Consider the following 13064-nt stretch of genomic DNA (forward strand, 5'->3'; position numbering starts at 1 on the left):
TACCCTGTTGCGCTATGTTTGCACGGCGCTGGTCTAGCTCGTCGCCAGTTCCATCACCGCGACATTGTTCGCCTCTGACTTTGGCAGGATACCACGCTGGCGGCCCCGGCTCAGCACCATGACGCGGTGCGACAGGCCGAGCACTTCCTCAAGATCCGAGCTGACGACCACCACTGCCATGCCGGAGCGCGCAAGGTCGGCGATGACATCGTAGATCGCAGCGCGCGCGCCGACATCGATGCCGCGCGTCGGTTCGTCGAGGATGAAGATCTTCGGCGGCCGCGCGATCCATTTGGCGATCACCACCTTCTGCTGGTTGCCGCCGGAGAGCTTGCGCACCGCCTGACCCGGCTGACCCTTGACGCCGAGCTTGCGGATGCCCGTCTCGGCGAATTTCTGCACAGCCTTCGGGAACACCCAACCACCCGGCGCGACATGGTCGAAATTGCCGAGCGCCAGGTTTTCGCCGATGGTCTGGTCTAGCACGACGCCCTGCCCCTTGCGGTCTTCGGGCACCAGCACGACGCCGGCCTTGATCGCGGCGGCGGGACCATCGAGATGGACCGGCTTGCCGGCAACCGTGACCTTGCCGCTGGAGATCGGGTCGGCGCCGGCAATGGCGCGGACGAGTTCGGTGCGGCCAGCGCCGATCAGGCCGGCTATGCCGAGGATTTCACCGGCGCGCACGGAGAAGCTGACATCGTTGAAAGTCCGGGCGGGCGAGGAAAGATTCTCGACCTCGAGCAGCACTTCGGGACGCGGCTCGTCGAGTGTGGGGAACATGCGGTCGACGCTGCGGCCGACCATCTGCTCGACGACCGTGCGGACAGGAATATCGCCCTGCTCATGACGAGCGACCACGCGCCCGTCGCGCATCACCACGATGCGGTCGGCGATCTGGACGATCTCCTCGAGGCGGTGGCTGATATAGATGAAGCCCATGCCTTCGGCCTTGAGCTTGCGTATCTGTTCGAACAGAAGCGCCGTTTCGTCGCCGCCAAGGGCAGCCGTCGGCTCATCGAAGATCAGGAGCTTGGCATCCAGCGTCAGTGCCTTGGCGATCTCGACCTGCTGCTGGGCAGCGACGCGCAGGTCGCGAACCTTGGTGTCAGGCGAGACGTTGAGGCCGAGGCGCCTAAGCTGAGCAGATGCGCGTTCGTTCATCCTGGCGCGGTCGATGGCGCCGCCGCGCGTCAGCATGCGGCCGACGAAGACATTTTCGGCAACCGAAAGATCGGGAAGAAGCTTGAGTTCCTGATGGATCATGCCGATGCCGGCATCGATCGCCTGGGCCGGGCTGGCAGGGGAATAGGGTTTCCCCTGCCAGGTGATCGCGCCGCGGTCTGCGTGCAGCGATCCGGCGATGATGTTGGAAACGGTCGATTTGCCGGCGCCATTCTCACCGAGCAGCGCCACGACCTCGCCCGGCCTGACATCGAAGCTCGCTTCGGTCAGCACCTGGATCGGCCCGAAACTCTTGCACAGGCCGCGCACGGAAAGCCCCTGATGGGAGCCTTCCTGAGGCAAGGTTGTTGTCATCGACATCGTTTCGTCCGTCACAGCTTACGGATGCTTCTCGATGAACTGCGCGACATTGTCCTTGGTGGTCAACGTCGCGTCCTGAAGCTGCTCCGGCTCGACCTTCTCGCCGGCGACCAGCTTGATCGCCGAGTCGACAGCCAAGCGGCCCATGCCTTGCGTCTGCTGCGTGGCGGTGACGTCGAAGACGCCGTCCTTCAGCGCCTTGAGTGCTGCCACGTCGCCGTCGAAGCCGGCGATCCAGACCTTGTGGCCGAGATTGGCGACCTTGACCGCCTGTGCGGCGCCGAGCGCGAGCGCATCGGCCTGGCCGACAACGATCGAGACGTTCGGATGGGACTGCAGCAGGTCCTGCGTCAGCTTGAAGCCTTCGTCCTGGTGCCAGCCTTCGCTCCAGAGTTCGCCAACGACCTTGATATCGGGATAGCCGGCAAGCGCTTCGCCGCAGCCCTTGGAGCGGTCGACTTCAGGCGTCGTGCCCTTCTGGCCATGGATGATGATGAGCTCACCCTTGCCGCCGGCCTGCTTGGCAATGTAGTCGCAGACGCTCTTGGCCGAGGCGACGCTGTTGGTGGCGATGAAGGTGTCGCCCGGCGCACCGTCGGCGTTGCGGTCGACATTGATGACGGGAATGCCGGCGGCCTTGGCCGTCTTGGTCGGGACAGTCGCGGCAGTGGCGCCCGCCGGAATGTAGATCAGCGCGTCGATATTCTGCGTGATCAGGTCCTGCACCTGGCTGACCTGAGTGGCGGAATCGCCCTTGGCGTCGACGGTGACGACCTCAAGGCCCTTCTCCTTGGCGTAGGCTTCGACCGACTGCTTGATCTGGTTGAAGAAGTCGGCCTGCAGATTGGCGACGGCTAGGCCGAGCTTCTTGGCTTCGGCGGCCGAAGCCCCGTTGGCAAGACCGAGCAGCGGAACGATGGCTGCGGCAGCAAGCAGGAATGAACGTTTCGTCAGCATGTATTTCTCCTCCGTTGAACTGATGAACTTCGAGTGTCAGTAAAGTCCGATTCCCCCCGGGCGAACCCGGCCGGAATTATTTGGCCCGGCGCCTCCAGGTGTCGGCCGCAACGGCCAGCGCGATGACGACGCCGATGACGATTTGCTGGATGAAGGGCGACACGCCGAGCAGGTTAAGCCCGTTGCGCAGCACGCCGATGATGAGGACGCCGATCGCCGTTCCGCCGATCGAGCCGACGCCGCCGCTGAGGCTGGCGCCGCCGATGACGACTGCGGCGATGGTGTCGAGCTCATAGCCGAAGCCGGAGCTCGGCTGGACAGAATCGAGCCGTGCGGCAAGCACCACGCCGGCAAGCGCTGCCAGCACGCCACAGACGGCATAGACCCAGTTGGTCAGCCGGTTTACCGGAATGCCGGACAGTCGAGCCACTTCCGGGCTGCCGCCGATGGCATAGAGATTGCGACCGGTGGCGCGGTAATTGAGGAAGATCGCGAAGATCACGCCGAGCACGATCATCACGCCGACCGTCACCGAGATGAAGCCGAAATGACGGACGATGGACAGGTTGGTGAACCAGTCGGGGAAACCGACGATCTGCGAGCCATCGGTGATAATGTTGGCGAGGCCGCGCGCCACCGACATCATGGCGAGCGTGGCGATGAAAGGCGGCAGCTTGGCCACTGTCACAAGCAGGCCGGAAACCAGCCCGCAAAGCCCGCCGACGATCAAGGCGGCGGCAATGCCTGCCGGGATCGGCAGTGCGAGATAATCGGGGTTGACGACGTAGCCGAGCACCATGGCGCCAAGCGCCAGGATGGAGCCGACGGAGAGGTCGATACCGCCGATCAGGATTACCAGCGTCATGCCGATCGCCATGATGCCGAGAACGGTGATCTGGTCGAGCACGTTCAGAATGTTGCGGACGGTCAGGAAGGTATCGGTGGAAACCGACAATACCAGGCACAGGAGAATAAGGCCGATAAGCGGACCCTTGGCACCGGCGAAAAGCGCAGCAAACAGCGGCTTCAGGCCACCTGCACGCGGCTCTCCAGCCGAGACGGAAAGATCGGCGCTGCCGGGTTTGGAACTCATCGGCACACCGTCCCTGCGCAATGCGCGGACGCCAGCCGCAATGACCTGCGTTCAAAAGCCAAGTTACACCTCCCTAGGATGAACATTTTAACTTTGCTTTGTAATTTTGTTCAAAGTAACTTCCGACCGAACGAATTGTCAAGGGGGAGCTTGGAAAGCGGCGAATGAAAGACATAGCTTACAGAACGCTCCCGATAATGGGGTTTCGTGACACGCGAAAACTGGCATTATGAATGGTATCGGGTTCGGACGTATCCGGCAGGGAAGGAATAGGCGCACGATGACCAACGCAGACAATGACAGCGCCGCGCGCTTTCCCGATGCCGAGCTGAAGGCGCGCGCGGCCTGGCATTATTATGTCGAGGGTCTGACCCAGGAGAAGATATCCGAACTGCTGGGAATAGGCCGGATCAAGGTGCACCGCATCCTTGCCGCCGCCCGTGAGGAAGGCGTGGTCCAGTTCCGCATCAGCGACACCGTGGTCGATTGCGTTGTGCTGGAGCAGAAGCTGAAAGAGCGTTTCGGCCTCGGCCAGGCGATCGTGGTGCCGGCAGCCGCCGACAGCCGCAACAGCCCGATGATGATCGGTCATGCCGCAGCCGCCTATATCGGCGACAATGTGAATGCCGGCGATGTCATCGCGCTCGGCTGGGGGCGAACGCTGAAATTTGCCATCAACCAGCTGCCGCACCGCCAGATCAGCCGGACCACGGTCGTTTCGATGCTCGGCGGGCTGACGCATGCACAGCCTTTGAACCCGACCGAAAGCGCCTGGGATTTCGCCGAAAAGATCGGCGCCGAATGCTATCTTCTGCCGGTTCCCGTCTATGCCGACAAGCCGGAACAGCGCGACGCCTTCATGAGCCAGCGCAGCGTTCAGGACGTGGTTTTCCGGGCACGGCGGGCCAATATCGCGCTGCTCAGCGTCGGCTCGTTCTCGCTGGACAGCCCGATCGCCAATTACGGCTTCATCAAGCCGAGCGAGCTGGAAGAACTGAAGGCGCTGGGCGCCGTCGGCGACATCTTGTGCCATTTCGTCGATGCCGAAGGCAAAACCATCGACCATGACGTAAACCACCGCGTCTGCGCCTTCCCGATGGACGAACTCGCCGACATCCCGAACACCATCCTGGTTTCGGGCGGGCGCGACAAGGTTGCGGTGATGAACGCGATGCTGGCGCGCACCAAGGTTTCCGTGCTGATCACCGACGAAGAGGCGGCAAAAGGTTTATTGGGGCTTTAAGGCATCCAACCTGGCATGGATGTCGCGCGTCGCGTGATAGAGGTCTCGGTAGATCTCCTTGCGGACCGCATAATTCACCGATAGTTCCGCGACCGGATCGACGCGATTGTCCGGCGGGGCCGTCATGGCCCTGCTCGCTTCCTCAACCGAAGGGAACCAGCCCGCCGCATAAGCCGCAAGCATGCCGGCACCGAGGGCTGCGGCCTCGTTGACCGGTGAAACCGACAGCGGCCGCTCGAGCACGCTCGCCATGATCTGCATCAGCAGGCGCGAATTGGTGCCGCCGCCGGCCGCGATCATCGATTGCGACTTGTGGCCGATGCTGGTTTCCATGGCTTCGGTGGCGATCGCCTGCTCGAAGCCGATGCCTTCCAGAACCGCCCGAAACAGATGCGCCGGCTTATGATCAAGCGACAGGCCGACGATGGAACCGCGCGCCGCCCCATCCCAATAGGGGCTCATGACCCCCGCCCAATAGGGCATGACGAGTAGGCCGTCGCTGCCCGCAGCCACATCCTTCGCCAGCACTTCCAGTGCCGGGGCCGACTGCGCACCCGTCGTCCTGACGATCCAGTCGACAAGCTGCATGCCCGAGCGCAGCACGGTTTCGAGCATGAAACCCGAGCCCGTCGGCGATGCCAGCGTGCGGAAACCTTCCGACGTCCGGTAATCTGGTGAGTAAGCGCCGCTGACGACGCCGGAACCCAGCGAAAGGTAGGTCTTTCCCACTTCGACCACACCCATGCCGAGGCCCATGGCCTGACCATCGCCTGCACCGGCGACGATTGGCAGACCCGCCTTCAGGCCGGTGAGTTTGGCGACCTCGTCTGTCAGGCCACCGCATATCGTGCCCGGCGCAATGATTTCGGGAAGCTGCTCGAGCTTCAAACCAGCCGCCTCGACAAGGGTCGGATGCCAGGTCGATGTTTCGAGCGAGAGCAGGCCTAGCGGATCGGCACTTGGCGTGCTGGTGGCGAGCCTGCCGGTCAGGCGATGCATCAGGAAGCCGTCGACATCGACGATGGCGCGCGCAGCGCGCACCGCTTCCGGCCTGTGTTCGGAAAGCCATGCGATGGCGTAGAGCGCCGGCGTCGGATCCGGCGGCTTGCCGCTCCAGGCCGTGATGTTGTCGCGGCCGAGTTCTTTCGACAGCCGCGCCACCTGCGGGCGGGCGCGCTCGTCGAGCCAGAGAATGGCCGGGTTGAGCGCCTTGCCCGCATCATCGATGAGCGTGAAGGTTTCGCGCTGATGGGCTATCGACAGGGCAGCAAAGCGCGAAGGATCGATGCGGCCTGCAAGCTCTGTCAGAGCCTGCAGCAGTGCCGCCCACCAATGCTCCGGATCCTGCTCGAAATGGCCAGGCAGCGGATTGGAGAGCGGATAGGTTGCGCGCGCTTGCGCCAATTCGCGGCCGTCGCGGGTGAAGGCGATCGCCTTCACCGCGGTGGTCGACGCATCGATACCGATTACGACATCGGACATGAGGTTCTCAGGCGACGGCGCTGGTCACAAACCGGCCGTCCGACTGATCGAGACGGCGGCGAATCTGGGTTACCACCATCGAGTCGTCAGGTACACAGTTGTCGTAGGTCAGGAACTCGCCGACCTTGAGCGGCTTGACCACCTTGGCGCGTTCGGCAAGGCCGAGCGGCAGCGCGCCCTTCTTGCGCGCGTCTTCCCAGGTCATGGCAAAGCCGCGATAATCGCTCTCGCCGATCATGCCCAGCGACTGGCCGACGCTGAGATCACTCTTGGCAACCGCGACGGCCTCGGCCACCGGATGGTCGAGCGGCTCCAGGTCGGCGCGCTTGTAAAGCACGGCGCGCGCAGCCGACAGCGGCACTTCCAGGCTGGTGAGGTGATAAGGCCGGAAGATCGTGAAATACGGGCCCTTGCCGACCTTCAGGTCGATCATGCGTTCCAGCACGCGGGGATGCTTGGTCTCGATGACGCAGAACACGCCGGGCGCGACACCCTTGCCGATGGAGTAGTCGACAACGCCCTTGCGGTTCAGCAAACCGCCGTCTTCCTTCGGGCAAAGCACGTCGGCAAGCTGTTCCAGCGTCGCCGTCGGGCCGTGCATGCCGGGAACGTCAGGCACGAGACCGGTTGCGTTGGCGATGGCGACCATTTCGATGGCGGTCTTGGAACCGTCGACGAACTCGACCAGCATGCGCGCATTCATCTTGCGTTCGGCTGCTTCCTTCTCGTAATCGGCCGGCATGGCGTCGATCTTGAGCGGATTGTTCTTGCCTTTGCCGGCAGCGATGATGCCGAAGCCGAGGCTCTTGGCGAAGTTGATGATTTCCAGCGTGCAGGCGGGCTCGTCGCCGGCGGCACCCGTATAGACGACACCGGCCTTGCGGGCCTCTTCCTTGAGGAAGCGGCCGATGGTGATGTCGGCCTCGACATTGAGCATGACGATGTGCTTGCCGTTCTTCATCACTTCGAGTGCGAACAGCGTGCCGATGTTGGGATTGCCGGTGGCGTCGATGATGACGTCGATGCGGCCTGCCGCGGCAAGCGCGTTCAGATCCTCGGTAACCGCGACCTTGCCGGCCTCGATGACACGGTCGATATCGGAGGCCGAGCTGGCCTGCACGATGTCGGAACGGTCATGCCCGGCCAGAAGTGCGGCATCGATCGCCGCCTGTGGCCTGACTTCGGAGATCGCACCAATGCGCAGACCCGGCATGAGCGCCACCTGCACGACGATGTCCGTGCCCATCTGCCCGGCCCCGGCAAGACCGATGGTGATAGGCCCCTGCCGCTCGGCGCGATCAAGAAGCTCTGCAGCGAACTGCGGATTAGACATTGTCCGGTCCTCCCGTGCATTGGTATTCAGGTGTCAAAGCGTCTGAACATTTCTATTTCTCAATGAAAAATATTTCAATACCGAAAATCACAAAATACTGCAGGCCCTTCGCTGGACGAGATGTCGGGATGGAAGAATCGAGAAGGAATGCGTTCTCACGCAATGCGTGAGCGCCAAGCCTCGGCATAGGATGCCAAGAGATCGCCATTTGACGGTCGGCGTTGAGCGACATTGCTGCACGCACGTCCTGAAAAGGCCAGTTCGGCGGCACCCAGGCTGGTGCCGGTGGCGTTGGCGGCGCTGACGAATACCGGCCTTCCGGTCGCGGCTGCGAGCATATCCAGAAAAAGACGATTGTCGGCGAAGCCGCCTTCGACGATCGTCTCGCCGGAAGCGCCGATCAGGTCGAGGCAGGTCGCGGTCATCATGGCGAGATAGAACGAGACGGCGGCGGATCTTTCGCCAGCCTCGAGGTTGCGCGGCACGATCCATTCGCCTGCTCGCTGCGGGAATGGACCGGAGCCCTGCTGGACAGATGGCAGAAGCATGAGTTTTTCGGAGAGGACGCGGGCGATGTCCTCGTCGGACGCTGGCGAAACATCATTTCCGGTCAGCATCTCGTATTCGCGCCCGCCCATGAAACGTGCCGAAGGAACCGGATCGCCAAGCGCGTTGACGTTGACCAGCGTATCGCGCGCCGGGTCAAGGTTATGCGGCGTGCCGCCGACGGCCATTGCGACGACCCACGTGCCGGTCGAAACGACGGCGAAAGGCGGCTTGCGGTGGAGGATATGCGGCAGCAGCGAGGCGTTGGAATCGTGGATGCCGCAATGGACCGACGTTCGCGGCGAAAGCCCGGTTCGCGCCGCGATCTCGGGAAGGATTGACCCAAGCCGGTCGCTTGCGGATCGCAGCGGTGGCATGAGGTCGCGCCAGCCCAGGCGGTCCACCATTGTCGAGAAATCGCGCCTGGCCGGATTCCAGAGATCGGTGTGGCAACCCAGTGAGGTGACTTCCGTTGCCTGCACGCCCGTCAGGCGATACGCCCAATATTGAGGATAGGGGAGGATCGCGCGGACGGCGGAGAACTGCTCCGGAAACACTTTCGACTGCCAAAAAATCTGCGCACCGAGATTGAGCCCGGCCGGAAGGCGAGGCGTTCCGCTTTCGACAAAAGGCGGGCGGGCGGCATCATATTCGGCAGTGAGGTCGCCGGGGCCGTCATGCTCATAGTCGAGGATCGGCAGCGCGAGTTCACCGCGCTCGTCGAGCAATGCAGCCGTCGCGCCATGCGTGGTCACCGAAATGGCGTCTATTGCATGCCTGCGCGCAAGCTGGGTGAGCGAGTCGAGGATGAAGTCCCAGAGCCGCCCGGTGTCGTGGTGCGGATAGAGCCCATCAGTCGCCACCCGATTTGGCATCCTGCGAACATCGATCTCGGCCATGGCGTCGAAGTCGACCACCACCACCTTGGCGTTTGTCTTGCCTATATCGATGACGGCGACGCGGCGTGGGTCAGCCATCGCTCAATCCATATGGAAAACGGTTTCGAGCGGCACTGCCACCGGTTCATTATCCGGCTTCGTTTCCATGATGTCGGCCATATGCGCCCACCAGCGCTTCATCACCAGGTGGTTCGGCAGGTCGTTCATGGTGTGGCCTTCCCGACGCCACAGCACGCCGAACAAGGTGCTGGTCTCCTCGTCCAGATGGATCGAATAGTCGGAGACGCCGGCGTCCTTCAAAAGCGCCGTCAGTTCCGGCCAGATCGCGTCGTGACGCTTTTTGTACTCGGCTTTCATGCCGGGATTGAGCTTCATGCGGAATGCGTATTTCTCGGCCATCAGGCAGCGCGCTCCTTCATGAGACGCCGCCAGACGATCGGCAGCGCGATGACCAGAATGAGCAGCAGGCCGATGAAGATCGACATGACGATGCCGGGCACATTGAGCAGGCCGAGGCCGAAAGTGACCAGCCCCATGATGAGCGCTGCCAGAACCACGCCCGGAATGCTACCGGCGCCGCCAAGGATGCTGACTCCGCCGAGCACGACCATGGTGATGACTTCGAGCTCGTAGCCCTGCGCGATCGACGGGCGCGTGGAGCCGAGCCGCGATGTGATCAGCACGGCGGCGATGCCCGACATCAGCCCGGTGAGACAGAACAGGATGAACTTTATGCGCTCGACCCTGACGCCTGAGAACTGCGCCGCGACCGGGTTGTTGCCGATGGCGAAGACGCGCCGCCCGAAACTGGTGCGGTGAAGGATGACGTAATAGATGACCGCCGCGACCAGAAACAGCACCAGTTCGAACGACACCACCCACCAGACATAGCCCTGGCCGAAGAACGCAAAACTTTCGGGATAGCCCTTGTAGGCCTGGTCGCCGAGAATGATGAAGGCGACGCCGCGAAACAGGCTCATCGTGCCGATGGTGACGACGATGGACGGCAGGCCGAGCCGTGTGACGAGCAGGCCGTTGAACACGCCGCAGGCGAGCCCGACGCCGATGCCGATGGAGACAAGGCCGGGGGTGCCGACGCCGAATTGCACGGCCATGCCCATCATGGTTGAGGCCAGCGCGATGATGGCGGCGACGGACAGGTCGATCTCGCCCGAAATGATCAGCAGCGCCATCGCCAGCGCGATCAGTCCCTTCTCGGTGAAGTTGAAGGTCAGGTCGGACAGCGACCACGCGTCGAGAAAATAGGGCGAGGCGACACTGTTGACGGCGAAGATCGCGACTGCGACCGCGATCAGCAGCGCCTCCCAGCTGAACACTGCGGACCGCAGCGGCCTGTCGAGCCGGTCGGGGATATGGCGGCCATGCGGGGCTTCGGTCGCACTCATACTGCTTCCGCCTTCTTCAGGATGATGCGGCCCTGCCGGCGTTCGCCGCGCGCGTTTAGAACGACAGCCAGGATGATGGCGCTGCCGGAAATGGCCATCTGCCAGAAGGGCGATATATTGACCAGCGGCAGGGCCGAGCTGATGATGCCGAGGAACAGCGCGCCGAGCACGGCGCCGCCGACCGAGCCGATGCCGCCAGCAATCGATATCCCGCCAATGACGCAGGCGGCGATGATGTTGAGCTCGTAGCCATTGGCGATCTCGACCGAGGCGATGACGTAGCGCGACACCCAGAGATAGCCGCAGATGCCGGCGACCAGACCCGAGATGCAGAAGGCGACGAATTTGGTGCGGCCGACATCGATGCCGGCATAGACCGAGGCCGTCGGGTTGACGCCGATCGCATAGAGCGAGCGGCCGAGCGGCGTACGGGTCAGCAGCACGAAGAACAGCGCAATGACTGCGAGCGCAATCCATGACAGCAGCGGAATGCCGAGCATCTGCATGCGCTGGAGGCCGATGAAGGCCGGGCTCATCTTGTCGGCATTGACCCAGGCACCGCCGGAGATCACGAAGGTCGCGCCGCGATAGATCGTGAGGGTGCCGAGCGTCACGACGATGGACGGGATGCCGAGCTTCCAGACGAGCGCCCCGTTGAAGGCGCCGAGCGCGAGGCCGACGCCGGCGGCAATCAGCATGAGCAGCGGCACGGGAAGCGCCGGATATGCGGCATTGATCATCGCCACGACCATGCCGGTGAAGGCGAGGTTGGAAGCCATGGAAAGGTCGATCGAGCGCGTCAGGATGACCACCATCTGGCCGAGCGCCAGGATCATCAGGATCGACGTGTCGTTGAAGACATTGGCAAGATTGCGCGGGCTGGCGAAAGCGCCGTAGCGCGTCGAGATCAGGCCGATGAGCAACAGGATCGCGGCAAGCAGCCAGATTTCACGATTTTTCAGGAGGGCGTTCATTGGTCTGCTATCCCAGCTGCCGTTCGCACCAAGGTCTCGGCGTCGAGCCCCTTGTTTTCGTGAACCGCCACGATGCGTCCCTCGCGCATGACGACGACGCGGTCAGACATGCCGAGGATTTCCGGCAGTTCGGACGAGACCATGATGACCGACAACCCCTGCGCGACGAGCTCGGCCATGAAACCGTGAACCGCCGCCTTGGAGCCGATGTCGATGCCCTTGGTCGGCTCGTCGAGGATGATGACCTTGGGCGCTGTGGCGAGCCATTTGGCGATGACCACCTTCTGCTGGTTGCCGCCGGACAGCGTGCCGACATCCTGGCTGAGCGAGGCGGCGCGCAGGTCGAGCCGCTCGGTGTATTTGCGCGCCAGCGCGAATTCTTCGGCCAGCCGCAAGAGGCCGGATTTTGAAGTGCGCTTTAGCGACGGCAGCGACACGTTCTGGAAGATCGGCATACCGATGACCACACCCTGCTTGCCGCGCTCTTCCGGCACGTAAACGATGCCCTTTTCGATGGAATCCGCGGCCGATCTCGGCGCAATCGCTTCGCCTTCCAGCGTGATCGAACCGCGGCTTGTGCGGGTGATGCCGGCGATTGCCTGCATGACTTCGCTGCGACCGGCGCCGACCAGCCCGTAGAAGCCGAGGATTTCGCCCTTGCGCAATTCGAAGCCGATGTCGTCGAATTCGGTCGGGTGCGACAGGCCGGAAATTTTCAGCACCGGCGCGCCGATATGGGCCTCGCGCTGCGGGAAGATGTGGTCGACGGAGCGGCCGACCATCAGTCTGACGATGTCGCCCTGACTGGTGTCTTTCAGCAGCCCCTCGCCCACCATTTCGCCGTCGCGGAACACGGTGTAGCGGTCGGCGATGCGATAGATTTCATCGAATTTATGGCTGATGAACAGCACCGCCTTACCATCGCCTTTCAGGAACTCGATGAGCAGGAAAAGCTCCTCGATCTCCTTGGCCGAGAGGGCCGCGGTCGGCTCGTCCATGATGACGATGCGCGCGTCGATCGACATTGCGCGCCCGACGGCGACCAGATGCTTGTTGGCGATGCCGAGATCCTTCAGCCGCGTGTCGGGATCGATATGGGCAGCACCCATCGCGTCCAGCACCTCGCGAGCCTGGCTGCGCATGGTGCCCCAGTCGATGGTGCCGAAACGCGTCTTTGGCGCATGGCCGAGAAAGATGTTTTCGGCGACGGACAGCTCGTCGAACAGCACCGTTTCCTGATGGATCGCGGTGATGCCGCGCTCGAAAGCGGCATGGGCGGTCGGCAAGTTTACTGCCGCGCCGGCAACGTTGATTTCGCCGGCGTCGGGCTGATAGATGCCGGTGAGTATTTTCACCAGCGTCGATTTGCCGGCACCGTTTTCGCCGATCAGCGCTGTTACCTGTCCCGGATAGAGCGACAGCGCGACATCGTGCAGCGCCCGCACGCCGGGAAAGCTTTTGCTGATGCCCGAGAGCGTCAGAAGCGGCGTCTTACCCTCCCCATTATTGGAAGGGTCGCGAGCGATGCGAGCGGCGTGGGGGTCGGCAAGCATTATGGTATCCTGCTGTGCGGTCTCGATACACCC

At 62.9% G+C, this 13064-nt stretch carries 11 protein-coding genes; 1 reads left to right on the forward strand and 10 read right to left on the reverse strand.

What is annotated here, in order from left to right:
- Positions 1-33 precede the first annotated feature (33 nt).
- The 3 genes from WBQ96_RS17745 to WBQ96_RS17755 form a co-directional block, all read right to left on the reverse strand.
- Positions 34-1539 (reverse strand): sugar ABC transporter ATP-binding protein, encoded by a 1506-nt coding sequence (locus WBQ96_RS17745; protein WP_336552519.1) that lies wholly within the window; start codon positions 1537-1539, stop codon positions 34-36.
- A 24-nt stretch (positions 1540-1563) separates the two neighbouring features.
- Positions 1564-2502: a sugar ABC transporter substrate-binding protein gene (locus WBQ96_RS17750; RefSeq protein WP_091911378.1), complete on the reverse strand. Its 939-nt coding sequence runs from the start codon at positions 2500-2502 to the stop codon at positions 1564-1566.
- 76 nt (positions 2503-2578) lie between these two features.
- Entirely contained in the window at positions 2579-3595 is a 1017-nt protein-coding gene (locus WBQ96_RS17755) for an ABC transporter permease (RefSeq protein ID WP_336552386.1), read from the reverse strand.
- Positions 3596-3875: 280 nt separating this feature from the next.
- Here WBQ96_RS17755 and WBQ96_RS17760 point away from each other — a divergent pair, with 280 nt between their 5' ends.
- Positions 3876-4838, forward strand: coding sequence for a sugar-binding transcriptional regulator (locus WBQ96_RS17760; RefSeq protein ID WP_336552388.1), 963 nt, complete (start codon positions 3876-3878; stop codon positions 4836-4838).
- Here the strand turns inward: WBQ96_RS17760 and WBQ96_RS17765 are convergent.
- The 7 genes from WBQ96_RS17765 to WBQ96_RS17795 all read right to left on the reverse strand — a co-directional run bounded on the left by WBQ96_RS17765 (position 4824) and on the right by WBQ96_RS17795 (position 13031).
- The gene (locus WBQ96_RS17765; protein ID WP_336552390.1) at positions 4824-6320 is read right to left on the reverse strand and encodes a xylulokinase; all 1497 of its coding nucleotides are present in this window, start codon (positions 6318-6320) and stop codon (positions 4824-4826) included. The genes WBQ96_RS17760 and WBQ96_RS17765 overlap by 15 nt on opposite strands.
- 7 nt (positions 6321-6327) lie before the next feature.
- The gene (locus tag WBQ96_RS17770; protein ID WP_336552392.1) at positions 6328-7653 is read right to left on the reverse strand and encodes an NAD(P)H-dependent oxidoreductase; all 1326 of its coding nucleotides are present in this window, start codon (positions 7651-7653) and stop codon (positions 6328-6330) included.
- Between the two features lie 155 nt (positions 7654-7808).
- Complete coding sequence (locus tag WBQ96_RS17775; RefSeq protein ID WP_336552394.1) at positions 7809-9176, reverse strand: FGGY-family carbohydrate kinase; 1368 nt, start codon at positions 9174-9176, stop codon at positions 7809-7811.
- Between the two features lie 3 nt (positions 9177-9179).
- A complete protein-coding gene (rhaM, locus tag WBQ96_RS17780) occupies positions 9180-9497 on the reverse strand; it encodes an L-rhamnose mutarotase (RefSeq protein ID WP_336552396.1) in 318 nt (105 codons plus the stop codon).
- The gene (locus tag WBQ96_RS17785) at positions 9497-10504 is read right to left on the reverse strand and encodes an ABC transporter permease (RefSeq protein ID WP_336552398.1); all 1008 of its coding nucleotides are present in this window, start codon (positions 10502-10504) and stop codon (positions 9497-9499) included. The genes rhaM and WBQ96_RS17785 overlap by 1 nt, the downstream gene beginning before the upstream one ends.
- Entirely contained in the window at positions 10501-11478 is a 978-nt protein-coding gene (locus tag WBQ96_RS17790; RefSeq protein ID WP_336552400.1) for an ABC transporter permease, read from the reverse strand. Before WBQ96_RS17790 ends, WBQ96_RS17785 begins: the two co-directional genes overlap by 4 nt.
- Positions 11475-13031: a sugar ABC transporter ATP-binding protein gene (locus tag WBQ96_RS17795; protein ID WP_336552402.1), complete on the reverse strand. Its 1557-nt coding sequence runs from the start codon at positions 13029-13031 to the stop codon at positions 11475-11477. The genes WBQ96_RS17790 and WBQ96_RS17795 overlap by 4 nt, the downstream gene beginning before the upstream one ends.
- Between the last annotated feature and the right edge of the window lie 33 nt (positions 13032-13064).

It is taken from the genome of Mesorhizobium sp. CCNWLY176, from assembly GCF_037153935.1.
Taxonomy (GTDB): Bacteria; Pseudomonadota; Alphaproteobacteria; order Rhizobiales; family Rhizobiaceae; genus Mesorhizobium_M; species Mesorhizobium_M zhangyense.